The 25,722-nt window shown below is 45.5% G+C and carries 22 protein-coding genes; 2 read left to right on the forward strand and 20 right to left on the reverse strand.

Annotation, left to right across the window (positions count from 1 at the left end):
- Window positions 1–66: 66 nt before the first annotated feature.
- The 9 genes from NKT06_RS27095 to NKT06_RS27135 form a co-directional block, all read right to left on the reverse strand.
- On the reverse strand, window positions 67–1,764 hold the full coding sequence (locus tag NKT06_RS27095) for an ABC transporter substrate-binding protein (RefSeq protein ID WP_483311600.1): 1,698 nt from the start codon (window positions 1,762–1,764) through the stop codon (window positions 67–69).
- A 323-nt stretch (window positions 1,765–2,087) separates the two neighbouring features.
- Window positions 2,088–3,791 carry an ABC transporter substrate-binding protein gene (locus tag NKT06_RS27100; RefSeq protein ID WP_253440987.1) on the reverse strand — a complete coding sequence of 568 codons (1,704 nt, stop codon included), beginning with the start codon at window positions 3,789–3,791 and terminating at the stop codon, window positions 2,088–2,090.
- A gap of 374 nt (window positions 3,792–4,165) precedes the next feature.
- Window positions 4,166–5,854: an ABC transporter substrate-binding protein gene (locus tag NKT06_RS27105; protein ID WP_253440989.1), complete on the reverse strand. Its 1,689-nt coding sequence runs from the start codon at window positions 5,852–5,854 to the stop codon at window positions 4,166–4,168.
- A gap of 187 nt (window positions 5,855–6,041) precedes the next feature.
- The gene (locus tag NKT06_RS27110; protein WP_253440991.1) at window positions 6,042–6,944 is read right to left on the reverse strand and encodes a carbohydrate ABC transporter permease; all 903 of its coding nucleotides are present in this window, start codon (window positions 6,942–6,944) and stop codon (window positions 6,042–6,044) included.
- A gap of 15 nt (window positions 6,945–6,959) precedes the next feature.
- Window positions 6,960–7,943, reverse strand: coding sequence for an ABC transporter permease (locus tag NKT06_RS27115; protein WP_253440993.1), 984 nt, complete (start codon window positions 7,941–7,943; stop codon window positions 6,960–6,962).
- A gap of 277 nt (window positions 7,944–8,220) precedes the next feature.
- The gene (locus NKT06_RS27120) at window positions 8,221–11,130 is read right to left on the reverse strand and encodes a glycoside hydrolase family 2 protein (protein WP_253440995.1); all 2,910 of its coding nucleotides are present in this window, start codon (window positions 11,128–11,130) and stop codon (window positions 8,221–8,223) included.
- 173 nt (window positions 11,131–11,303) lie between these two features.
- Window positions 11,304–12,902: a response regulator transcription factor gene (locus tag NKT06_RS27125; RefSeq protein ID WP_253440997.1), complete on the reverse strand. Its 1,599-nt coding sequence runs from the start codon at window positions 12,900–12,902 to the stop codon at window positions 11,304–11,306.
- Window positions 12,895–14,685, reverse strand: coding sequence for a sensor histidine kinase (locus NKT06_RS27130; RefSeq protein ID WP_253440999.1), 1,791 nt, complete (start codon window positions 14,683–14,685; stop codon window positions 12,895–12,897). Before NKT06_RS27130 ends, NKT06_RS27125 begins: the two co-directional genes overlap by 8 nt.
- 184 nt (window positions 14,686–14,869) lie before the next feature.
- Window positions 14,870–16,048 (reverse strand): MFS transporter, encoded by a 1,179-nt coding sequence (locus NKT06_RS27135; RefSeq protein ID WP_253442831.1) that lies wholly within the window; start codon window positions 16,046–16,048, stop codon window positions 14,870–14,872.
- A 142-nt stretch (window positions 16,049–16,190) separates the two neighbouring features.
- Here NKT06_RS27135 and NKT06_RS27140 point away from each other — a divergent pair, with 142 nt between their 5' ends.
- Entirely contained in the window at window positions 16,191–16,802 is a 612-nt protein-coding gene (locus tag NKT06_RS27140) for a TetR/AcrR family transcriptional regulator (protein WP_253441000.1), read from the forward strand.
- A gap of 90 nt (window positions 16,803–16,892) precedes the next feature.
- Here the strand turns inward: NKT06_RS27140 and NKT06_RS27145 are convergent, their stop codons facing one another.
- The 5 genes from NKT06_RS27145 to NKT06_RS27165 form a co-directional block, all read right to left on the reverse strand.
- Window positions 16,893–17,315 carry an OsmC family protein gene (locus NKT06_RS27145; RefSeq protein WP_017692209.1) on the reverse strand — a complete coding sequence of 141 codons (423 nt, stop codon included), beginning with the start codon at window positions 17,313–17,315 and terminating at the stop codon, window positions 16,893–16,895.
- 232 nt (window positions 17,316–17,547) lie between these two features.
- Window positions 17,548–18,294 (reverse strand): amino acid ABC transporter ATP-binding protein, encoded by a 747-nt coding sequence (locus tag NKT06_RS27150; RefSeq protein WP_253441001.1) that lies wholly within the window; start codon window positions 18,292–18,294, stop codon window positions 17,548–17,550.
- Between the two features lie 16 nt (window positions 18,295–18,310).
- The gene (locus tag NKT06_RS27155; RefSeq protein WP_253441002.1) at window positions 18,311–18,955 is read right to left on the reverse strand and encodes an amino acid ABC transporter permease; all 645 of its coding nucleotides are present in this window, start codon (window positions 18,953–18,955) and stop codon (window positions 18,311–18,313) included.
- A gap of 32 nt (window positions 18,956–18,987) precedes the next feature.
- A complete protein-coding gene (locus NKT06_RS27160; protein WP_253441003.1) occupies window positions 18,988–19,839 on the reverse strand; it encodes a substrate-binding periplasmic protein in 852 nt (283 codons plus the stop codon).
- 160 nt (window positions 19,840–19,999) lie between these two features.
- Window positions 20,000–20,632, reverse strand: coding sequence for a TetR/AcrR family transcriptional regulator (locus NKT06_RS27165; protein WP_253441004.1), 633 nt, complete (start codon window positions 20,630–20,632; stop codon window positions 20,000–20,002).
- 214 nt (window positions 20,633–20,846) lie between these two features.
- Here NKT06_RS27165 and bacA point away from each other — a divergent pair, with 214 nt between their 5' ends.
- Window positions 20,847–21,656 (forward strand): undecaprenyl-diphosphate phosphatase, encoded by an 810-nt coding sequence (gene bacA / locus NKT06_RS27170; protein ID WP_421894780.1) that lies wholly within the window; start codon window positions 20,847–20,849, stop codon window positions 21,654–21,656.
- 286 nt (window positions 21,657–21,942) lie between these two features.
- Here bacA and NKT06_RS27175 read toward each other — a convergent pair whose 3' ends face one another.
- The 6 genes from NKT06_RS27175 to NKT06_RS27200 form a co-directional block, all read right to left on the reverse strand.
- Window positions 21,943–22,125, reverse strand: coding sequence for a hypothetical protein (locus tag NKT06_RS27175; RefSeq protein WP_253441005.1), 183 nt, complete (start codon window positions 22,123–22,125; stop codon window positions 21,943–21,945).
- Between the two features lie 224 nt (window positions 22,126–22,349).
- Window positions 22,350–22,676 carry a thioredoxin family protein gene (locus tag NKT06_RS27180; RefSeq protein ID WP_017692202.1) on the reverse strand — a complete coding sequence of 109 codons (327 nt, stop codon included), beginning with the start codon at window positions 22,674–22,676 and terminating at the stop codon, window positions 22,350–22,352.
- 85 nt (window positions 22,677–22,761) lie between these two features.
- Window positions 22,762–23,670: an aldo/keto reductase gene (locus NKT06_RS27185; RefSeq protein ID WP_253441006.1), complete on the reverse strand. Its 909-nt coding sequence runs from the start codon at window positions 23,668–23,670 to the stop codon at window positions 22,762–22,764.
- 185 nt (window positions 23,671–23,855) lie between these two features.
- Window positions 23,856–24,026 (reverse strand): hypothetical protein, encoded by a 171-nt coding sequence (locus tag NKT06_RS27190; protein WP_179198621.1) that lies wholly within the window; start codon window positions 24,024–24,026, stop codon window positions 23,856–23,858.
- A gap of 221 nt (window positions 24,027–24,247) precedes the next feature.
- A complete protein-coding gene (gene gpmA, locus NKT06_RS27195) occupies window positions 24,248–24,991 on the reverse strand; it encodes a 2,3-diphosphoglycerate-dependent phosphoglycerate mutase (RefSeq protein WP_253441007.1) in 744 nt (247 codons plus the stop codon).
- 73 nt (window positions 24,992–25,064) lie between these two features.
- Window positions 25,065–25,637: a DUF420 domain-containing protein gene (locus tag NKT06_RS27200; protein ID WP_017692198.1), complete on the reverse strand. Its 573-nt coding sequence runs from the start codon at window positions 25,635–25,637 to the stop codon at window positions 25,065–25,067.
- Between the last annotated feature and the right edge of the window lie 85 nt (window positions 25,638–25,722).

Here is a 25,722-nt window from a genome sequence, read left to right on the forward strand (position 1 = left end):
CACATAAAAAAAGACCCCTTTAAAGGGGCCTTTTCTTGTTTGACCATGGATTGAGGACAATCCATGTTATTTTACATCTTTTCCTGTCCACAGGGAGACACGGTCTTTCACCCAAACGGTGTACTGTTTCTCCATCTCCACTGCACCTGCTTTGTCCAATTCTTCCAGGAAAGCATCATAGGTTGCGTCAAAGTTTGCTGGTGAAGTCAGAACAGCCTCTGGAATACGTTTACGAACGATATCCTGTGTTTTTCGGAACGTTACTTCATAATCTGTACCTGAAGGTACAGGCATGTTGTATGCTGCGCCCCAATCTTTCAGCTTCAGATCGTCTTCGGAAGGATAGAAATCTTTCCATGTTGTGATACCATAGGCTTTCAACGTCTCCTTCTCAGCTGCAGTGTAACCTGCTTGAATCTGTTCAGGGAAGTTCGTTGTGTAGTAGTTATCTGTGGAATCTTTCACACCATCACCGTATCTCGCACTGAATACGTTATACAATCCGATGCCTGTTTCTTTAGTGAAATTCGAGTTGTCATTGGTTTTACGATCCTGAATCTCATCAGGGATCACACGTTGACCATTTTCCACATTATAGTGTTGGCCTTCAATACCCCAATTTCTCAATACTTGACCTTCATCGGAAGCAAGCCAGTCCATGAATTTGATGATACGTACCGGATCTTTGGCTGAAGTTGTGATTCCGATACCATAACCGTCAAATCCCGTTGGTTGGAACGTATGATCCACAATATCCTTGTTCAAAGACACAGAGAAGTGAGCATATGTGGCCTCGTCTTTGCCCGAAGATTTAAGTGCATTCTCCGCTTCTTGATAATTCCACTCTTGGTCAATCAGACCGAGTACACGGCCACTGGCAATTTTGGACTTATATTGATCATCCTTTTGAACAAATGTATCTTTGTCCAGCAGACCTTCATTATACATTTTGTTCAACCAGCGGAAGTATTCTTTTTCCTCTGGACGCTTATAGTGAAGCATCGCTTCATACGTCTCGGGGTTGATGTAATATTCACCATCATCCGGTGCACCCGTTGCTTGGAATGCAGGGTTCGTTACCGTGATCATGATCTTCCAGTCATCTGCATTCAATGTCAATGGAATGGTTGGCTGACCATCGATGGTTGGATGTTTTTCATAGTAGGCTTTCAGGACGTTCTCGTAATCCTCAAGTGTTTTCACTTCAGGGTATCCGAGCTCTTTCAGTACTCTTTGTTGAATTTCAAATCCACCTGTTGCATCAAACGCAACATTATCTACACCCATGTTCGTTGGGATTGTATATATCGCCTGATCTTCCGTACTGTATTTCAGACGGTTCATCTGGTCACCGTAGATTTTTTTCAAGTTTGGAGCATGCTCTTCAATCAGATCCGTTAGATCCAGCATCGCACCTGCATCTACAAGCTTAGACAAGTTACCTTTTGGGAAAATGACGTCAGGGAAATCACCGCTGGCAGCCATAAGTGCAACCTTCTGATCGCCACCGTTGTTCACATCATACTCAGCTTCAATCGTAACGCCTGTTTGCTTGGTAATCTCTTTACCAACTGCATCTTGCATCTTGTTCCAGGTCGGACTTGCATCCGCCCCAAAAAACGTCACTGTAATTGGTTCGGTTCCACTGGATTCCGTAGTCTCTTTTGTACCCGAATTCCCACAGCCAGCTGTGACCAACATTGCACTTGCGAGCATCAACATTGCAAACGTCTTGGGTGTATTGCCTTTCATTTTGCCTCTCATTGTCTAGTTCCCCCTATTATTTATGAAGGTTTTATCTGTATAACAGGCTTTATGCCTGAGGATACCACTTTTTTTGAATGCGCTTACGACATGTGCTGTAAAAGCCAGATTGTTGAAGGCAATAGTCAGTAGCACATATTTTACTACATCATTCTTCTAACACACATAAAACGTTTTCGAAACATACTATAAAACGCTTACTGAAAGTGCTTACATGATAGATTATAGGCTATCCATTCGCTTACGTCAACAATAAAAAAAGCCCTTTCTCAAGGGCTTTTTTCGCTATGAAAATCCTTAACTTTAATGCTTGGTTTTCAAAATCATTTCACATCTTTTCCAGTCCAGAGAGCTACACGTTCCTTGATCCAAACTGTGTATTGTTTCTCCATCTCTACTGCACCCGCTTTGTCGAGTTCAGCCAGAAGACCATCATATACGCTGTCGAAGTTCTCTGGTTTGGCAAGGATAGCCTCTGGAATACGTTTACGTACGATATCTTGTGTTTTCTGGAACGTTACGTTGTAATCCGTGTCAGAAGGTACAGGCATGTTGTATGCTGCGCCCCAATCTTTCAATTTCAGATCATCTTCGGAAGGGTAGAAATCTTTCCAAGTTGTAATTCCATAAGCTTTTAATGTCTCTTTCTCTGCTGCAGTGTATCCAGCCTGAATCTGCTCAGGGAAGTTTGTTGTATAATAGTTATCCGTAGCATCTTTCACTCCATCACCGTATCTTGCACTGAAGATATTGTACATACCCACGCCAGATTCTTTCGTGAAGGCAGAGTTATCATTGGTTTTGCGATCTTGTACTTCTGCCGGAATAACGCGTTTGCCATTCTCTACTTGGTAGTGCTGGCCTTCAACACCCCAGTTTCTCAGGACTTGACCTTCATCAGATGCAAGCCAATCCATGAATTTGATAATGCGCACCGGATCTTTGGCCGAAGTTGTAATCCCAATGCCGTATCCATCAAAACCTGTCGGCTGGAATGTGTGGTCCACAATGTCCTTGTTCAGGGATACGGAGAAGTGAGCATACGTTTTATCGCCACCGTTAGACGATTTCAAAGCATTCTCCGCCTCACCATAGTTCCACTCCTGGTCGATCAGACCAAGTACACGGCCACTGGCAATTTTGGATTTATATTGGTCATCCTTTTGAACAAATGTGTCTTTGTCTAGCAGACCTTCATTGTACATTTTGTTCAACCAACGGAAATATTCCTTTTCCTCAGGACGTTTGTAGTGCAGAACGGCTTCATAGGTCTCAGGATTGATATAATACTCACCATCATCCGGTCCACCCGTAGCTTGGAATGCAGGGTTCGTTACCGTGATCATGATCTTCCAGTCATCTGCATTCAATGTCAGCGGAATAGTCGGTTGACCATCAATCGTTGGATGTTTTTCGTAATACGTTCTCAGTACGTTTTCGTAATCCTCTAGTGTTTTTACTTCAGGGTAGCCGAGCTCTTTTAATACTCTTTGTTGAATTTCGAATCCGCCTGTAGCGTCAAATGCAACGTTATCTACACCCATATTGGTCGGGATCGTATAGATCGCTTGATCTTCCAAGCTATATTTCAGACGGTTCATCTGATCACCATAGATTTTTTTCAAATTGGGAGCATGCTCCTCAATCAGATCGGTCAGGTCCAGCATCGCGCCTGCATCCACAAGCTTCGACAAGTTGCCTTTAGGATAGATAATATCAGGGTAATCACCACTGGCAGCCATCAAAGGAATCTTTTGGTCGCCACCATTATTCACATCATACTCAGCTTCAATTGTAACTCCCGTTGCCTTGGTAATCTCTTGACCGACAGCATCCTTCATGTTATTCCAGTTCGGACTTGCGTCTGCACCAAAGAATGTAAAGGTTACTGGACTGGTTGTGTCTCCGGAATCAACCGGCTTTTCTGAAGCGTTACTTCCTCCTCCATTGCTGCTGCATCCTGCTGTAATTGCAAGAGCACTGGCTAACAGAAGCATTGCGAATGTTTTTGGTGTTTTGCCCTTCATGTGTAATCCCCCTTATGGATATAATGAAGCTGTATATTTGTATAACAGGCTGACCTGCGCATACCGTGACCAGATGAAACGAATGTAATTTTCTTGTTTTTATAACATTTGAAGCGTTTTCTTAAAAATGAGAAACTGCCCTGCACTACTTTATTTCCTTCCCATTCCGGAATTTCCACCCTACAATCAGTCTGCATATCACATGATGTACAAGCAAATGTAAGTGCTTTCATATTTGAATAATAATCGCTCTTAAAGTCCTTGTCAATAGTGAATTCATAAAATTGAAAACGTTTTTTAGAAAACGTTTTAGATAAAAAAAGAACCCATATAATACAGGTTCTTTCTCTTTTTAAATCTGTCTTGTTACTTGTTTATTTAGCCTCTTCACCGCTCCACAACTGGACACGGTTTTGAACGAGTTCTGTATATTGTTTTTCCATATCCTCTGCTCCTGCTTGATTCACTTCTGTAATCATGCCGTCATAGATGGCATCGAACTGTTCAGGAGTACTCAAAATGGCTTCCGGTATACGTTTCCGGATGATATCCTGTGTTTTTTTGAAGATAACGTTGTAGTTGGAGTCACCTGGTGTTGGCAGATTGTATGCTGCTCCCCATGGTTTGATTGGGAACTCGTCTTCACTCGGGAACAGATCTTTCCACGTCGTAGCACCGTATGCTTTGAGTGTTTCTTTCTCTGCATCGGAATATGCCGCCACGATCTGTTCAGGGAAATTCGTAGTGTAATAGTTATCCGTTGAATCTTTCACGCCGTCTCCATAGTGACCGGACAGATTTGTGTACAGTCCAATACCCGTTTCTTTTTGGAATACGGCTGCATTATTGGTTTTCTGATCCAGAATGTCGGCAGGAATGACACGTTTGCCGTCCTTCACTTCGTACTGTTTGCCCTCAATTCCCCAATTCATCAGCACTTGCCCTTCTTCAGAAGCCAGGTAATCGAAGAATTTGATCGTACGAACCGGGTCAGGATTCGATGTTGTAATCCCTACACCCCAACCGGATACAAAACCAGGGTCTTGGTAGGCATGATCCTTGATATCCTCGGACAGGGTTACCGGGAAGTGTGAATACGTTGCTTCAGTCTTGCCCGCAGATTTCAGTGCATTTTCTGCATCGGAATAACCCCAATCCTGGTCAATGACACCCAGAACACGTCCACTAGCAATTTTGGATTTGTATTGGTCTGTTTTTTGGATGAAGCTGTCCTGATCCAGCAATCCAGTGTTATACATATGGTTCAACCAGCGAAAGTACTCTTTTTCCTCTGGACGTTTGTAATGCAGACTTGCTTCATACGTCTCTGGATCGATGTAATATTCACCATCATCCGGTGCACCTGTTGCCTGGAAGGCCGGGTTCGTTACGGTAATCATGATTCTCCAATCATCCGCATCCAGTGTTAACGGGATGGTTGGCTGACCATCAATCGTAGGGTGTTTCTCTTTGTAAGCCTTCAATACATTCTCGTAATCCTGGAGTGTACGCACTTCCGGGTATCCGAGTTCTTTCAGTACACGGTGCTGAATTCCAAATCCACCACCTGCATCAAAGTACTTCTGGTCTACCGCATAATACGTCGGCAGCACATAAATAGCCTGATCCTCATTACTGTATTTCAACCGGTCCATGTAATTACCATACAGCTTCTTCAGATTGGGAGCATATTGGTCGATCAGATCTGTCAGATCGAGCATTGCTCCGGCATCCACCAGTTTGCTAAGTTCTCCTTTGGGTGACACGATATCCGGATAGTCTCCGCTCGCTGCCATTAAGGATATTTTATCTTGACCACCACTAACGGCAAATTCACCGTTAAGGGTTATCCCTGTTTTTTCTGTAAGGACTTTACCCACTTCATCTTTCATGCCATTCCAGTTCGGACTGGGGTCAACGCTAAAGAAATCAAAAGTAAGTGGAGTTGTCTCTGCGCTTGTATCCTTGAACGACGTATCACCGCCGCTTCCTCCACCGCAACCTGCGAGTAAAGACATTGCAAGCACTGGTGCCAGTGCAATCTTCATTTTGGAACTTGCCATAATGGTAATCCTCCCTGTTTCATATGTCTGTCTTATCCGGGACTTTTTTGTCCCTGTCTATAGCTTCATGAATACCACACCGCAGCCCTATACGGTGAAGCGCAGACCAAATGGCTGCGCTTCGGGTATCCTGATGCTTCATTTGTAGATGTACGGCCGCTCTATGTGGCAGCCTGTACAAGCAAGCTTATGCTTTTACTGCGCCCAATGTCATACCGCCAACAAAGTACTTCTGTAGGAACGGATATACAATCAGGATTGGAACCGTTACAACGATCGTAATCGCCATTTTGATCGATTCCGGTGAAATCTGTGTCATTTGCTGTGCCATATCATTGGCATTCCGTCCAGCACCTGAGCCTTGTTGTGTACTTTGTAGTACTTTCATCAACTCATATTGGAGTGTGGTCAGATGTGCCTTTGAACCATTGTACAGGTACGTATCGAACCATGCATTCCATTGACCTACAGCCAGGAACAACGCGATGGTTGCGAGAACCGGTTTACACAGTGGCAGGATGATTCTGTAATAGATCGTAAAGTCATTCGCTCCGTCCAGCTTCGCGGATTCCTGCAATGCATACGGCAGACCATCAATGAATGAACGGATAATGAAGACGTTAAATGCACTGATCATGCCTGGCAATACATATACCCAGAATGTACCGATCAGGTTCAGGTCACGCATCAGGATGTATACCGGAATCAAACCTCCGGAGAAATACATCGTGAGCGCAAGCGTTGTGGAAACAAATTTACGAAGTCCAAAGTCAGGTCTGCTCAGTGTAAAGGCGATCATAGAAGAACTGATCAATCCGAGCACAGTACCTACAATTGTACGCAGAATGGAGATCTGCAAACCTTGTAGCAATCCATCATATTGGAAGATCGTTTTGTAGTTCTGTAATGTGAATTCGCGAGGCCACAAGTAAATCCCGCCACGTACTGTATCCGTTGAGTTATTAAGTGAGATGGCTAGTACGTTAAGGAATGGATATAGTGTTACGATCAGCACCATGGTCATCGCGAGGATGTTGAATATATCGAACAGTTTATCGCCTCGACTAGCATTGAATGCTTTGTTCGCCATAATGTCGTCCCCTCCCTACATGATGCTTTCTTTGGTGAATTTTTTGAACAAGCCGTTCGCAGTAAACAGAAGGATGATACTGACAACGGAGTTGAATATACCTATGGCTGTACCATATGAGAATCGTCCCATATTCAAACCATAATTGAGCGCGTATAGATCAAGTACTTCCGAGTAGTCTGTGACCAGACTGTTGCCAAGCAAGAACTGCTTCTCGAAACCGATACTGATAAGATGTCCAATTGACATGATGAAAAGTACGGAAATCGTGGTCCGTATGCCAGGCAACGTGATGTGCCACATTTGTCTCCAGCGGTTGGCTCCATCTACACGGGAAGCTTCATACAACTCTTGGTCAATACCGGTAATCGCTGCAAGATAGATGATGGCATTCCAACCGGTTTCTTTCCACATATCTGAAGCGGTTACAATGTACCAGAACAAGTTCCCCTTGGCCATGAATTGGATCGGCTGGTCAATAATGTTCAGGCCTACCAGGATATCATTGATAATCCCTCCATCGGTGGAGAGCATCTTGGTGATAATCCCTGCTACAACGACCCAGGATACAAAGTGAGGCAGATAGGATACGGTTTGCACAGCACGTTTGAAGAACATGCCTCTCATTTCATTCAGGAGAATAGCGAAGAATATCGGTACGATAAAACCGACAACCAGTCCCATCAAGCTCATTGCAAGCGTATTCCGAAGTACCAGATAGAAACGATCATCACTGAACAGCTCTACAAAGTGTTTAAAACCAACCCACTCTTGATCACCAAACGATCTGGCAGGTTTATAATTTTGGAAAGCCATCGTCCATCCCCATAGTGGCAGATAGTTAAATACGAAAACCCAAGCTACGAATGGCAATGACATGAGATAGAGATATTTCTGCTGTTTCATTCTGTCCCAAATTCCGTTCCGCCGATTCTTTAAAGGCGGTTTGGGGTCACTGCTTCTGTTCGCGGAAGCGGATTTTTTTGTTAGCGTTTCCATCTCCGTTCCCCCTCCTCTGTTTTATAAAATAATCATACTCGATAGAGCGTTTTCAAAATACCATCTGGATTTTAGAGAAAATCATATAAAAATTAGATATAGACATATATAATCAGACATTATTTCGTTAAAATCAGTGATAAATTCTACTTTTAAATGCACTAAAAGCAATATAAAGGTAAAATTAAGTTTTATATGTAATGTTCGAAAACGTTTTATAGTAATCGTTTACTTCAAATTAAGGACATACAAAAGGGACCCTTGAAGGTCCCCTTGTCTACAATGTAAATTCAATGGTTTGCAGTTTGGTGATCCCGAGCAATTGTGCAACCGATATGGAGCTTTCCGGTTGAAATTGATCTCCATGCAGATACGCAAGTATTTCCTGAAATAAGTAGGAGACTTCCGGACGCTTCATTAAGGACAGGTTAGTAAAAGGAAGTGAGGACACCAGAATCTTGCCCTTCCCTACATTTGCCTCAAATGCATAAGCGAGTCGTTTGGCCCGATGGAAATGGTCCACCACTTCAATCAGCGGCTCCACCCCGGGCAGAGTATCCAAACATATCGCCGGTGTACCATTTACAAGATGATACCAATGCCAGTCGGAAGCTCCATCATACGGGAAGGAGCCCAGCAGTGGTACCTGATCTCTCAAATACATGCCCATCGTTGCACCAGGTTGTGTAGCGAACATGAGGTAATTCCAGAATACAGGCAGATACTTGGTCTCCACTGAATCATATAGCCCTTCTGCGATTGGCTGTAGCCAAACACTTCCCCCGTTGACTACATAATCAACAACATTGGGTGTTAGTGACTGAACGATAACCAAGTCGATCTTTCCATTTTTCAACAACCGGTATCCATCGATGTGATCTACGCGATCATTATGCGCTTCACCCAGGAATGGCTGCAACTCTACAACTGTATTCCAGATCCGATTCGAACCCGTATGGGACTGATACAAAGGAAACGACCAACCATGCCATACATTGGTTACATGACTTTCCGAATCACCTGACCGCAACTCTGCTTCAATCCGAAACGCTGCCGCCCCCTCACGAGGCGCTATAGCAACAATGCTTCCCATTGACATGACGGACCCGCATTGAATATCTCCGGTCCTCCATTCCCCTTCGGTACGTACCACTTCATCGCTAATCAACTTCCAATGTATGGATACATTTTCAAGCGGAACTTTACCATAGTGAGATATGCGTACATCCACATCAATGGATTCTCCAGCGTAAAATGTACGCTCCTTGCAGCTTAGCAACACGACCACATCGGAGTTGAATTGCATGAATTCTTCAGGTGTTGTAATGCCTTTGTCGTCCCAGAATACATCCAGAATACCCGTCGTAGCATGTCCCTGACCCGGAAAATCACGGATATCCAGCAATTGCACGCCCGCAGCATCCGGTGTTCGTCTGATCCGCTCCATGGCTTCTTTTAAAGAACGTACCAGATGTGTACCGCTGGCTTGTTGATAATGATCCAGATTCGCCATCATTCCTTTGCGAGTAAGCGATTCCTCAATGGGTTGCAGCCAGGAGGGACGCAGAATGCCCGTATATTTGGCTCTTTCCTGAGGCCGCACATACATGGTGTACTGTGCATGTTCATGTCCAATTACCGGATGCTCTGCAAGTCTGGTAACGGCATGATAGTCCAGCGTGGTATCCGGCACAGCAGAATATGCGGATTCCAGCGGGGGATGCCAGTTTAACGACTGAATATAATAATCAGCTTCCCGCCCTTGCGCTGGAAGCTGTCCAAAACCTGTATTGTCCGTATATAACCGGGTCGGGTCCATATCCCTTGCCCTCGATACCAATGTATTGAGTTCCGGATGGCCATTCGAACCAATGAGTTCATTCCCCATGGAGAACATGACAAATGAAGGATGTCTATGCAGCGACTGGAGCAACCCGTCCAGTTCTTGTGTCAGATAGGACAATACTTCAGCTGGCGCAGAATGATCCGATTGCTCAAAGAAACGAGACCAATGGGGAAGTTCTGCCTGTACCAGCATGCCCTCTTCATCAGCCGCCTCCCAGAAAGGCTCCGGCGCGCTCCACCCATGTAGTCGGACATGATTGAAGCCATACGATCTGGCGACTCGAAACTGGTGAATGTAATGCGCCTTGTCCCAGACGGGATAACCTGTGAGTGGAAAGATGCAGCAATCAACATACCCGCGTAAATAGACAGGCGTTCCATTCAGTTTAAGCTGCTTACCATCTGCAACCAAAGAACGTACACCAAATGTTTGCTCTACCTGATCCAGTTCCCGTTCACCATCAAGCAGACGGACAACGGCTCTGTACATTTTGGGAGATTCATCCGACCATCTGGCAACAGACTTCTCCGCCCCAAGTTCTAATCGCCAATGATCAATTACAGCAATGCTTTCAGTTGTACCTACTGAGCTTAGATCAGTTTGCGGTCGAGCTTCCAACTTCACATGACAACTATATCGATCAAGCCATGTGCCATCTGGATGCTGGATATCCACATGTAATTGAACCGCTCTATCCGATCTACTTGCGGGAGCGCTTACAGTGCAATTCACTAGAATGGTTCCTTGTTCAGCATCGGGTTGAATGCGTAACGTCTCTACTCGGCATGGAGGCAGACAGTCCAGATAGACCCCACCGGTGATTCCACCCCAGGCTGTAGCTGTATGCAATGAATGAATATGGCTCCCGGCCAGCGGAAGTTTCATGGTATTATCCACGCGGATTTCCACCCGATTTACTTCTCCCTGCTTCACAAGTGAGGTGACATTCCACTTCTGTTGATTCACCAGACTATCCTGCTGCCCGGCGTAATGCCCATTAATCCAAAGATTCGTTGTCCAGCGAACTCCTTCCAGTCGAAATACATACTGGCTGCCAAGGTCGTCTGATGGAACATGAACATCCTGAGCATACCAGGCCATGCCTTCATACTCGCGTATTTTGGTCCAGGTATCGAGTCTTTCGTATTCAGGCTCATCTCCGTATCCTTGCTCTTCCCATGAACCGGGAATCTGAATGGTCTCCCATGATGTATTTTCACACTGTGAAGGCGGTAATATCTTTTGTGCAACCTGTTCATCGGGCTCCAGATCCAATCGAAACTGCCATGTTCCATTTAAGTTCAATGTATGACGTGCCGTACCTATATCAGACAAATTCATATCGTATAACCATCCCTTCACCTGAGTTCTTGTAAAAAAAGTCTATGATGTGGTACACTCCGTGACCATTGCTTATCATGGGAAGTGCATGGACAATATGATGAAGCTGAAACATGTCAGTTTGTCGAAAACGTTTTATTTTATAAGCATGGGCAAGGCCCATCACTTCGTACTCATTCCTCGTTTAGATCAGCAGCCGATGCTTTGGACGAAGATTGGGTTCTGGCCTGTTTGTAAGCGGAAGGGGATTCCCCTACATATTTCTTGAACTTACCGTGGAAGTAGTCCACATTCGCATACCCCACTCTCGCTGCGACCTGATGGACCTTTAGTCCTTCGTCCAGCAATTCCTTGGCCTTTTCCATACGAACCTTGTCCAGAAATGCATTGAAATACTCTCCAGTATGATTCTTGAACAACTTACCCAAGTAACTGCTGTTATAGTTAAACACTTCAGCAAGTACCTCCAGCTTGAGATTTTCGCCAGGGTTACGTTGGATAAATTCAATCATCTGTTTCAATACAGTATCTTTGCTTCCGCCACCCATACGTTGAATAAGCCGATTAAAATGTTCTGCTGCCATGATTTTGAGATCTGACATCGTAAATTGATGATAGACTTCATTAATCAAAACCGAATGTTCCTGCATAATGGAGTGCATATGTTGATTCGTGGCTGCAAGCTTGTTGAACGCTAGGGAGAACACCTGTGAGAAGGCCGTTTTGATGGCTTGCTCTGTTCGGTGATAGGGGACCAAGCGCTCTTCCATCTCACCCAGTACCCGCATAACTGACTCGCTGCTACGGATGTCTAACGCATAATACAGCTTGTCCGCGAGTTCGTCCTCAACGGGCTCATGTGCTCCGTCCACAGCTTCAACTCCTGGCTTACAAACGTCTTCGCCTTCGCTACCTTCAGTCCACAGCATGATGCGTTTCTCCGTGAACAAGAAGCGTTCACCGAGTATACGATTCGCCTGCGTGTATGACCGCGCAATTTCAGAAGTGGAATGTACAGGTTCACCTGCAGCACCGTACATGTGAACCTCCCATTCTCCCAGAAGTCCTTGCAGCTCATCATAAAGAGTTCTTGCGGATGACTCGGATGTGATAGTTTCCTTGCTTAACAACCCCAGACCGGAATGGAACGAAAATACGATACCTCGGTCTTTCTGGTCAAATGCTTCAATCAGTTTGCGTTTCATGACACTTCCCCGTTGCAGGTCGGGGGCCGCATGCATCTCAAGCAGAATAATCTGATAGTGAGGCCAGTGCAGCCCCAGGCTATCTTCTTCCATGCTGCCCGCACCTTCCAAACTGTCAAAGAGCAAAGCCTCAATCTGGTGCTCCAGATAGACAGTATCTTCACCAGCTTGACGTGCCATTGTCTCCCGTTCACGGGTCAGGATCGTAGCAATCCGCTCCAGTTCACTAATCATCTCATCTTCATCCACCGGTTTGAGCAGATAACCGTCCACACCAAAACTGATGGCTTTCTTGGCATAATCAAAATCGGCATAACCGCTCAATATTAAAAAGTGCGAATCTGGATGATTCCGGCGAACTTCTTCAATCACATCCAGCCCGGTCATACCGGGCATGCGAATATCAATAATCGTCAGATCAGGCTCCAATTCCTCAAACCGGGAGATGGCCTCACGCCCGCTGGCAGCTGTAGCGATGACCTGGAATCCGTATTTTTCCCAATCGATAATGGTTGTCAGTCCCTCACGTATGCTCGGTTCGTCATCCACCAAAAACACTTTATACATGTTGGTCCCCTCCTGCTGGCAAAGTGAAAGAAACCTCTGTTCCTTCCCCATATACACTCTTAATCTGCAATCCATATGGCTCCCCGTACGTCAATGTTAAGCGTTGATGTACATTACGCATGCCGATCCGGCTCTTCTCCTGTTCCTCTGGTCCACAGATAAACTGCATCACCTCAGCCAGTCGTTCTGCCGTTATGCCTGCACCATTATCATCCACACGGATCTGCACAATGTTCTCTACTAAACGAATACTTATATGAACACGGACTGTACCCTCTTTGTTCTCCAGACCATGGACAATCGCATTCTCAACCAAAGGTTGAATAATTAAAGGCGGAATGTACATCTTCTCCACCTCGGGATCGATATCGATCTGGAATGCAAGGCGATCGCCGTAACGGAATTTCTGAATTTCCAAATAGGAACGTACCATTTCTAGTTCAGCCCGGAATGTTGTTTTCCCACTGCCAATCTCAAGACTCTTGCGCATCAGCTTGCCCAGCAACCTGACGATGTTGGCAATCTCTGCTTCACCCTTAATATGCGCTTTCATCCGAATGGACTCTAGTGCATTAAACAAGAAATGTGGATTGATCTGGCTCGCCATCATTTTCAGTTTAATCTCTTTTTGGGCGATTTCCAATTGATTGTTCTGTTCTGTCGCTTCTACCACCTGTGTCATGAGTTCATTGATACTTTTCACCATATAGTTGAACTGGCGCGACAATTGTCCAATCTCATCGTTTCCATCAATCCGCGAAGTCACGTTCAGGTCACCTAATGCCAGCTTGTTGAGGTGTTTACTCAGCCGGAGCAATCGGTTCGAAGTGAGGAACGAGATGATATATACGAATAATAAGGCAATAACGAGCACAAGGATAATGAAAATCATACCGATCATGCTGACTCTGTTGGCATCCTTGACTATATTTTTGGTGGCAAAAACTGAAATAACCTTCAGGCTGTTCATACTCGACCCAGGGCCCAACTCATCAATCACAATATTGGAAGGCTCACCGCGAAAATCAGCTTCAATGGTGCCTTTGGCCTGATTCTGCAGATCAACGCCAAAATCAAGCTCGTCCAGCGTTTTCCCTACCAGTTCGGTATTCTTGGCTGCAACCACATAACCCTGCTCGTCCGTAATCATCGTCTCGAACTGTTCCTGACGGAGCAATCCATTCAGCTCATCCTGATTGATCACAATCATCAATACGCCCTCGGTCCGATATTCGGCAAAAGGTACTTTGCGCACTAAGCTGAGCTTGTGTACAGGATTATCTTCCTTGTCCGGAATGTAGAACCACCCGATGCTGGTTGTTTTCAATGCCTGTTGGTACCAGTAGCTCTCTTCCGTCTGCTTGTCTACTGGGATGAATTCGAGGTTGTTGATCAATGTTGGGTTAGTTGAGTAAAAACGAATGCCGGCTATCTCACGGTACAAACGCCTGTACTCCTGAAAATCTTTGTATGCAAGATAAGCCGAGGTTAGCTCGACAACACTCTTGTACCGTTTATTCACGATCTCCTTGAGATCCGCATTAAACATTAAAAGATTGGATATATCCGTGGGTACACGCAGCATAGTCGCCGTCTGGCTCTTGATCTTGTCCACATTGATGATCGTCTGCCCTATCGCATTGTCCAGAGCTTGCTGGCGAAAATAGCTGGTCACAGCAAGACCAACAATTAATACCGGAATCATGACAACAAGTACATAGGAAATGAGCAATTTATGCTTTAATTTGAGATTATTGGTGGTTCGTATTAGCCTTTTAAACATGTCTGCACCTTCCGTCATCTGTATAAGCGCTTACATATAAAGAGCAGGATCAGGATGTTCTGTCCTCTGAATTAATCATACCACATAACCGCCAGAATTCGGATTTCATTGCATAACCTCTAACAAAAGAAGCCGCCATTAACATGGCGACCGGGCTTACCGAATCATTAATGCTGACAGAAGTTTAGTGACTCCTAGATGGGCGAAATCCATATCTTTTGGCACGCCATGCAACAATTAAAGCCACCAATGTTAAAGCCAAGATGGCCCAGTTAAATGACGCAGCTCCCCATTGATTCAGAAGAACACCTCCCGCCATTCCCCCAAGGGCAATAGCCAGATTCCAAACGGTTGTATTCATCGGCATGACGAGATCCACACCTTGTTCGCCCGTAGCTTGAGCAAGTCCGGTCTGCAACAGGGTCGCCGCACCTCCAAATGTCAGACCCCACAGCGCAACAGAACCGAAGACGACAACAACATGCTCACTCCAAAGACCTAATACAAGGGAAATCAAAGCAAAGCCCGCAAGACTCATGAGAACCAGCATACGCAACCACCGATCAATGAAAATACCGGTAATCCAGATGCCCACCAATGCCATCAGACCAAATACAAGTAAAATGAGTCCAACCTTGGATTCCAAACCGACATCGGCGAGAAAAGGAGCAATATACGTGTATAAAATATTATGAGCCAACATCCAGGCCAAAACGACATTTAAAATGGGAATTACACCGGGGGTGAACAGGACTTGCATGACAGAGATACGCTTATCTGCTGACTGCCCCAAGTAGTCGGGTACTTTCCAGAGCACCCAGAAAATCAGTATAAACGCCAGCAATGACATCAGCCAGAACACCGAGCGCCAACCCATAAATGAACCAAGCAGCGTACCTGCCGGAACACCAAATGATAAGGCAATCGGCGTGCCAATCATAGCCACAGCCATGCCCCTTCCCTTGAGATGCTCAGGTACCATACGTAATGCATAACCACCAATTAGGCCCCAGGAGACACCAGCTGCAACACCGGCCAAGAAACGAGCGAAAAGTGTCAACACGTAGTTTGACGAGAGGGCAGTAATGGTGTTGAAGACAAGAAAACCGATAATAGACAGAAGTAAAAGCGGACGACGACGCCAGCCCTTTGTCAGCACCGCCACAGGTATGGCAGCAACCAGCGACCCAACAGCATAAAAGGTGACAAGCTGCCCCGCCCCTGCCTCAGAGATCTGCAACCCTTCTTTAATTTGCGGCAGCAAACCCGCAGGAAGTGTTTCGGTCATAATGGCTATGAAACCCGCCATAGCCAGGGCCAGCAACCCCAACCACGGAAAACGATGAGAAGATATATCCGACATCTGTGCAGCTCCTTTTAAGGTAATGTAGAACAAGCAATCGAATTATGGATCGATCAATCCTTATATTATTCAGACTGTCTCACCTTGTCAATGACTTTTGGATCGATTAGTATATAATTAAGATAAAAAGGGGGGATCTCTTATGGCAAGAACGGGACGTCCACGCATTTTTGATCGGGATGAAGCTCTATTACAAGCGATGATGCTCTTTTGGGAGCAAGGTTTCGAGGCCACTTCATTACTTCAGCTTCGAGCAGCCATGGGGGATATTTCAGCAGCCAGCTTCTATGCAGCCTTTGAATCCAAAGAAGCGCTGTATAAAGAAGTGGTAGAACGATATATGGGAACGTTTGGACGTGTGACGGAAAGTTTCTCGGATCTCACGCTGTCACCAAGAGAAGCGATTGAAACAACATTAAGAAGTACCGCAGAAATGCAAACAGACAGCACACATCCATCTGGCTGTTTAATTGTGCTGTCAGCTAGCACATGTTCTTCCAGAAACAATCATATCCGTGACATTGCGGCTGAGAAAAGAAAGCTAACTCGTAACCGCCTGCAAGATTGCATCCAGCGTGCTGTGGATGTCGGTGAAATTCCTGCTTCTACGAATGTAGCCATGCTAACCACCGTATTTGATACCTTTATGCAAGGCATCTCTACACAAGCCCGCGACGGCGTTCCATTTGCAACGATCGATCAGGCTATCACGGAATTCATGGGCATCTGGAACCTTGTTCAACATTCAGCCTGACTACCTACGAACTGTTGAGGGGTAAAAAAGCAAAAAAGGCACTCCCACGATTGGAAGTGCCTGCTCAGTATAAAATTTGTGCGCGTGCTGTTAAGGACGAGGTGTGCTTACCCCGTTCAGGATCAGCTTCGGATGAATATCGGCGTTCAGCGAAGCGGAGACTGCACAATATTTCTCTTCTGCCATCTGGATCGCTTTCCAGATGCGATAATCCGGGATATCGCCATCGACTTTGAAGATCAGATCAATGGATGTGAAGCCTTTAGGCATCTCTTCGCTGCGTGTACCCTGCGCTTCAATCTCAATCGACTCAATTTTGTCCAGGAAAGCGTCCAGAATCATTGTAATATCGATTCCCATACAGCCGCCGAGACCAGCCAGTAACAATTCCATCGGGGTCGCACCCTTGCTGTCACCACCATAAGCAGCAGTGGCATCCATGCCAACCGCGTAGCCAGACGGTCCTTCGGAAGTAAACGCGCGTTTGCCTTTCCATACGGTTGTTACATTCATGATGTTATCCTTCTTTCTCACAATAGTTTACGATTTGCAGAACTCCGTTCCGGGTACGGCTCGTTCTTCCGATCGCTGTTGTCTCCAAATATTTTTAATTTATATTCACAAAGGACAATATTCGGAGACAAAGGCGAGCGCTACGCTTCTTCAGAATCGATTCCGTCCCCTTCACTCAGCAGCTTATCGCTATAATCGATCGTATCAATCAGTATAAATTGTAGTAATGTAATTAGAATTCAGTAATTTGCTGCAAGAACCGGCGGGTGCGTTCTTGCGTAGGATGTTCAAAAAAAGCTTGTGGACTTGCTTCTTCCACGATCGATCCATCCGCCATAAAGACGATTTTGTTCGCCACATTACGGGCAAACTTCAATTCATGCGTCACGACCAGCATCGTCATGCCTTCCTCAGCCAGTTCCTTCATGACGGAAAGCACCTCTCCGACAAGTTCGGGATCAAGGGCAGAAGTCGGTTCATCAAACAGCATCACTTCCGGCTCCATTGCGAGTGCACGTGCAATGGCGACCCGCTGCTGTTGTCCACCGGACAATCGGGATGGATATGCATCCTGCTTGTCCGACAGGCCCACGCGATCCAGAAGGATCCGGCCGCGTTCGGCCGCTTCGTCACGCTTGATTTTTTTCACCGTCACAAGACCTTCCATCACATTGCCCAGCACCGTCTTGTGCGGATACAGATTGAACTGTTGGAATACCATGCCGGTCTGGCGGCGAATCTCCAAGACCCGGGCACGCTGTACTCGCAGCGAATCAGCACTGTTGACCACAACACCGTTCACTTCAATCTGTCCTCCAGAAAGTTCTTCCAGTCCATTCAGGCAGCGCAGCAAGGTACTTTTGCCTGAACCACTCGGTCCGAGCAATACAACAATATCTTTGGCATCAACATGCAGATCGATGTTCGTGAGCACTTCATTTTGTCCAAAACGTTTGGTAAGTCCAGCTGTTGTAATCATCGGTTCTCTCCTCCCATCAGTAAGCGCGGGCTAACCGGCGCTCCACTTGTTCCAGAATGGCCGAGAAGCCGATACTCATAATCCAGTAGATCACACCAATAGCCAGGTAAAACGGCATATTCACCGCATATTGTGATACCAGCAATTGTGCTGAACGCAACAACTCGGTAACACCGATTGCCGCCACAAGTGATGTTTCCTTCAACATACCAATGAAGGTGTTACCCATCGGCGGGATGGCAATACGTACGGCCTGCGGGAAGATAATGCGTCTCATCGCTTGAGCCGGGGTCATTCCAGTTGCATATGCGGCTTCCATCTGCCCTTTTGGTACAGCCTGAATCGCTCCACGGAACGTCTCTGACAGAAACGCACCTGCATTCAGACTAAGTCCCAGACAGGCAGCCGTAAGTGATCCCAAGGTCACTCCATAATCGACCAATCCGTAATAAATGACGAATAATTGCACCAGCAGCGGAGTTCCCCGCATGATGGATACATAAAACCTTGCAATCAACCTAAGCCACATTGGCCCCTTTAGACGAGCAATAGCAACAAGTAATCCGATGATGAATGCAAAAAACATCGAGATCACAGTTACGTATAACGTATAGTAAGCCCCCTTCAAAAAGAAGGGGATATTCTCAAATACCAGTTCCATGGGTTAAATCTCCCCTTCGCCTTGCCAGTTCATTATTGCGCAGGCTCTTCACCAAACCATTTTTTGAAGATGGTGTTGTACGTGCCATCATCTTTCATGCCTTTGAGCGCATCATTCAGTGCTGCTACGAGTTCCGGATTGTCTTTGCGAACAGCAATACCTGCTTGGTCACTCTTAATCGGTTCACCTACGGCTTTGATACTTAATCCATTGGCATCCACAATTGGTTTCAGTGCATACATGTTGTTAATTGTGGCATCAATTCGTCCAGCATTCAGGTCTTTAAGTGAAGAGATGACATCGTCATACGTCTTAATGGTGAAGTCTCCCACTTTCGGCAATACTTCATTACGCAGATACGTCTCATCATTTGTACCCAGACCTACACCAATCGTTTTTCCTTTAAAATCTTCCAGCTTGGTAATATCGTTATTGTCACTTTTCACAATGATTTTGACTTGGTTCGTAATATACGGATCACTGAAATCGAGAACTTTCTTACGATCATCGGTAATGGTCATCTGGCTGATAATGGCATCCAGCTTCTTCGCCTGCAGACTTGGTGTCAGACCGGAGAACTCCTGGGATACGAATTCAACCTTAACCCCAAGACGCTTCGCAACCTCACGTGCGATATCGGCATCGTAGCCGTCCATTTCTTTCTTATCGTTCAGGAAGTTGTATGGTGCGTATGTGCCCATCATGCCCACTTTGATCACGCCAGCAGACTTGATCTGCTCCAGTTCATTGCTTGCCTGTGCACCATTCGTGCTTCCATTGTCTGTCGCCTTACTTCCACATGCACTAAGTACCAGCACGGTCATCAGCAGAATAGCTGTCAAAGACCAGCCTTTACGAGTTTTCGATCCATATGTTTTGTTCATTACGTTAACTTCCTCTCATTCGTGTATTGATCTGGGTGTACATTTGGTTACTTTATTGTGACTAAACAGCAGTTGTACCCATTATTCCCTGCTATTTGTTTAATCATGTGAATCTCTGGTCTCTCGTTTGAAAAATAAAGCTGCGGACTTTGCACATTGCTTATGTACCCAATAGTCCGTAAAATTCAAAGCTTGCTGCCTCAGCTGCCAGCGATGAAGCTGTCATGGCGGAGAACTTGCTGTGCAACTCATCCGAACCGAACAACCAGCGCGATATCATGCCTTCAATCATGCTTACCAACAGCGCTGCTCGCAGCGGTACATCCATGCCTTGGGGCAACATGCCGAGTTCGATGGCACGTTCCATATTGTGACGGAACGCAGTCTCGACGGCATTACGTGTCTCCTCGACCAGACGTTGTACGGATTCTTCGGTCACGATGCCTTTAAGCAACAGTTCCATAAAATAACGATTCTGTGCGGCGAAAGAGAACAAGTCTGTAAACAGCCTCTCCGATGCTTTCACCATATCTTCTACCGATCCGGCATCCTTGCGGTATCCTTGCCCAATCGCCTCAAGCAATTCCTCCTTGCCCGTTAATATAATTTCCGAAGCAATGGCTTCTTTGCTTTTGAAATGCCAGTAAAACGTCCCTTGCGCCACACCAGCCTCACGGACAATATCAGAAATTTTCGTCTGATGGTAACCTTGGGTTGCAAACCGCTCCATCGCTATGCGTATTATTTGGTCCCGCCGTTCTTCACGGGGTTCCAAACCGTTGATTTTGGTCATTCCTGTAACCCTCCCGATTGATGAGTCAGTCAGTTAATGTATATCCTATGGGATAACTAGGTTTTTGTCAATATAGTTTTAAACAAATGATTACAAGCATAAGTTGAAGTTGAGTGCATTTGTGATCATAATAGGTGATAGCCTTGTTCAAATGAACAGGCATGGTCAAGCAGGACAGCCTGTGCTGTCACCTGCATTTCAAGGAGGAAGAGAATTGGACATTATATCATCCATTATTATGGGCATCATCGAAGGTTTGACTGAGTTTTTGCCCGTGTCCTCCACTGGACACATGATTCTGACTGCCCACTTGCTGGGTTTATCGGAGGACAACGAGTCAGTCAAAACGTTTGAGGTGGTTGTTCAACTCGGAGCTGTACTTGCTGTTGTTGTACTGTACTGGAACAAATTCATTGATATGTTCCGCTTCACTGGAGGTAGCAGACCTTACTCCCGCCGCCTCAATCTGGGACATATCTTCCTGGCGATGGTTCCTGCCGTAGTCATCGGACTTGTATTCCGCGACTGGATCAAAGCACATTTGTTTGGTCCGGAGACAGTGCTGTACAGCCTCGTTATAGGTGGTATATTGATGATCGTGGCCGAACGCTGGAGCCGTAAGAGTGAACGAATTACTACCCATGATGTCGATGATATTTCCTACAAACAGGCATTCGCGGTGGGTATATTTCAGATCTTGGCATTGTGGCCAGGCTTCTCCCGTTCCGGGTCAACGATCTCAGGCGGTCTCTTTGCAGGGGTAAGCCGTGTAGCCGCTGCGGAGTTCACATTCCTCGTGTCTGTGCCAATTATGATTGGTGCTACGGGATATGACCTGTACAAAAGTATCGATCACCTGAACGGCAGTGATTTCCCAATCTTTGCGATTGGATTCATCGCAGCTTTCATCGTCGCCATGCTAGCGATCAAGACGTTCCTGTCCATTTTGAAAAAATTGAGCCTGACCGTCTTTGCTGTGTATCGCTTCGTTTTGGCAGCCGTGTTCTTTATTATTTTGATGTAATCATTACAATCAAGTAATTAGACAGGCAAAATCAATGGCGGCCTCACGTTCCCTTGGGAAGCGAGGCCGCCATTTTTTATGTTCTTTGCTATGCTTATGTAGCTTCATGATTCTTTTGGTTTATGATTCTTTTGGCTGCTTAAAGACAGGAATATCTGTAATTAGAAGAAGTTTTGCTCTTCATGACTTCCTTTTTTGTTGTGTTAGATCATTCGTAATGCCGTCTAGATTTACTATGTATCATGGAAATTCAGATTCATGTTCACTTCTTCAAAAACAGTCTGGGCTAGGACCACTCTTTCACTTGAATGCTCCGGTGTTTCTTCCGATATTTTAATCTTTCACGCAGATTATATCTATTCTCCTTTTGTTCCTGCAGCAATTGCTTGACTCCGATCATCAACAATCGGTATCTTCGTTCATCTTTGTGGCTTAATTGGTGCATTTCCTCAAAAATTTCATTCTTCATACGTATCTTGTTCACTCCAGATATTCAGTTTGTTCTCACAGTATACTTGGGAGCACTGAACAAATTCTAAACAAGCATTGTTTCTCAACTTCAGTTATTCGAATGCACATTTAAATGCACATCATGCGTGCTAGAATGAAGCAGAAAAAACCCCTTCCTGTCGCAGGACAAGAAGAGGTCTCCTTAGCTAAGTTAATTAAACAAACTGCTATGCCTTCATACGCTTAAACTTTGGATTCAAGCGTCTCCAGATACTCGGAGATTTGAGCAGGTGTTTTAGCCCATTTGCTGTGCAGATGTGCGATTTTCTTGCCGTTCTGGAAGACGAGCAGGCTTGGAATACCGCGTACACCATTCTCTTCAGCAAACGGCTGGAACTTTTCTGCATCCAGGGCATAGAAGGTTTTGTCCGTATGTTGGTCGATAACATCCCCGATAAAACGATCCAGGTTTTTGCAGTCCGGACACCATGTTGTATCAAATTTAATGACGGTAAAACCATCAGAGTTGATTGTATCCAGATATTGCTGTTCACTTTGAATTCTTTCCATATGTCTTCTCTCCCTTATATGTTCCTTTAATGGTTGATCTTCATTGTACCTTGTATAGTTACAATTGAAAATAGGCTTAATGGCGTTACCGATGCTGTTTGTACAGATTAGCGGGACTAAGTTCTCGTATTTCCTGAATTTCTGCAGTGGTGAGTGCAGGCGAATTCGAAGCGGCAATATTGTGCAGCAACTGGTCTTTCGAACTGGCACCAGGGACAACTGCTGCTACCGCAGGATGGGATAACGCATAACGAATAGCCGTCTGAGCCATGCTGCGTTGGTCCGTAACAAGACGACTTAACCCTTGCCGAATGGTATATAGTTGCTCTGGCGTATAGTCCAGATAACCTTTTTCTGCCTTGGCAGATCCGGAATCAGCGAGCACACCGCTGGCTACGGGCCCACGGGCAATTACACTGATTCCCTTTTGTTCCAATAAAGGCAGCACTTCTTCTTCCGCTCTGCGGTCAGCAACACTGTACTGGTTCATCACACTGACGATGGATGCCCTCTTTACATACTCCCGAATCACATTAGGACGAATGGAGGAAATTCCGTAATATCGGATAAGTCCTTCCTTCTTCAGTTCCTCAAACGCTTCGATCGTCTCTTCGATGGGGTCGTCCAAGGTCCCGCCATGAAGCTGATACAGATCAATGTAATCGGTCTGCAACCGCTTCAAACTTTCATGTACAGCCTGCTTAATGTAGGCTTTAGACGGGTCCCATGACCAGCCCTCTTTGCCGGGCATACGACGATTACCTACTTTGGTCGCCACAATGACTTGGTCTCGCCGCCCCTTAATAGCTTGTCCCACAATTTCTTCATTACGCCCTGCGTCGTACAGATCGGCTGTATCCAACAGATTGACCCCATGATCCAGAGCCTCATGAATCAGGCCCATAGCGGGTTCCATTTCGGTTCCAAGTGACATACATCCCAGCCCAATCTCAGACACCATCAGTTCGGATGTACCCAGACGATTTTTCTTCATATGTGCATCTCCCTCCATACGTTCTGCAAGTATCCATTGTATCATTCTTGCTGGCAAAAATCGCATTACACATGAAAGCAAGGGTTTGCTTTCGGATTGCACAAAAAAACCTGGAACGACTTCATCTCCAGGTTTCTCATGATCATCATTTTAATTCAATCGATCGATACACGAACGATCGAAATCTATTTCACTTCCACACGTGGTCTGGCTTTACTTGATCCATTGGACGAATTGGAGCTTTTCATCATACCCGAGACCGTGCTAAACAGCTTATCTCTTGCTTGTTTGTTCCTCATCAGATAAGTTACACCTGCGCCGATAGCCGTCATGAGTATTCCTCTTCTTTTAGACATGTGCTTCTCCTCCTTCAGGATAAATGTACATCGTGTCTTGTTTGACAATTACCCTTTGGGAGCAAAACGAAACGAAGTGCAGGCTTGTTCGAACAAAAAAAGATGACCTCCGAATTAAAATTCAGCGGTCATCTTTCACTCGTACTCGTCCAGTTGAAACATCAACCGAACGAGATAAATCAAACAAGCTTTCGTACAATCAAGCATATATCCATGTCTCATTAATCGGACGGCGTTGCCACATGGGTCATTTCTTCATGTTTGTAGGTAGAACCATCGGCGGTCAGATAAAAGTGTCCGATGGGATGCAGATCTTCATCCAATTCGTAGACAAGCGGAATGCCTGTCGGGATATTGAGCGCCATCACGTCTGCTTCGGACAATTGGTCCAGATGCATGACGAGTGAACGGAGCGTGTTACCATGCGCAGAGATCAGCACTCTTTTGCCAGCAGACACCATCGGTTTAATCTCCGCATTCCAGTACTCCAGTACACGTTTCGATGTATCCATCAGGTTCTCCGTAAACGGGATAGTACATCCGAGCCGCTTGTACTTGTCCAGATCCTGCACATATCGGTCATCGGTTTCGTCCAATGCCGGGGGAGATACGTTAACGGAGCGTCTCCATTCCTTTACTTGGTCTTCCCCATACTTCAGAGCAGTCTGCTGTTTATTCAGTCCTTGCAGCGCACCATAATGGCGTTCATTCAGCTTCCAAGTCTTCGTAATGGGAATCCACATGAGGTCCATCTCATCCAGCGCAATATCGAGTGTTCGAATGGAACGTTTCAGCACAGATGCATAGGCACAATCAAAATCAAACCCCTGTTCCTTCATGATCTTCCCTGCTTTACGAGCTTCTCCATAACCATCCGTGGTCAGATCGACATCTGTCCAACCGGTAAAACGATTCTCTACATTCCACATGCTCTGTCCATGGCGAATCAAAACAACTCTGTACATAGACTTGAACCCTCCTTCCATGGAAACATTACCCGCAAGTCAAACTAATTAGCACAGTGAAACGTTCATCACATTAATAATATGGTGCCATCATCAGGTATACTACAACACCTGTAGAACTTACATACAGCCAGATTGGCATAGTCCAACGTGCAATTTTGCGGTGTTTCTTTAATTGATTCGTCCAACCCCACACAAGTGTGAACAACGCCAATGGAACAATGAGGGCTGCCAGTATACTATGGGTAATCAGAATGAAGAAATAGATGGAACGAATGATGCCTTCGCCGCCGTATTTGGACGTCTCTGGTGAGAGGTAATGAAACGTCAGATAGGTCACGAGGAATAACAGTGTTGTTGAAAATGCAGCAAGAATAAATCGTTTGTGCAGCTTCACATTCCGCTTGATAATAGCAATAAGCGCTGCAAGCAGGAAGATGAAGGTAAAGCTGTTAAACACGGCATTAAACCGTGGCAACACCGTAATATCAAAGGTTACATCACCTTTGTAACCAATGGACGGTGCGAAGAACAATAATAAAATAATGACATTAGCAAGAATGGAAATCGTAATAATGATGCCTGCGAAATTTTTATTGCTCGTCGGGGATGGAATGTTCGGTTCCCCTTTGTTATTTTTGCCCAATGCAAAATCCTCCTCATATCCTAACTTCTATGTTCTATATCATTATATCTCGGCAATTCCGGGCTGTTAAGTGACAACACTCTGA

The sequence above is a fragment of the Paenibacillus sp. 1781tsa1 genome (genome assembly GCF_024159265.1).
In the GTDB taxonomy this organism is placed as follows: domain Bacteria; phylum Bacillota; class Bacilli; order Paenibacillales; family Paenibacillaceae; genus Paenibacillus.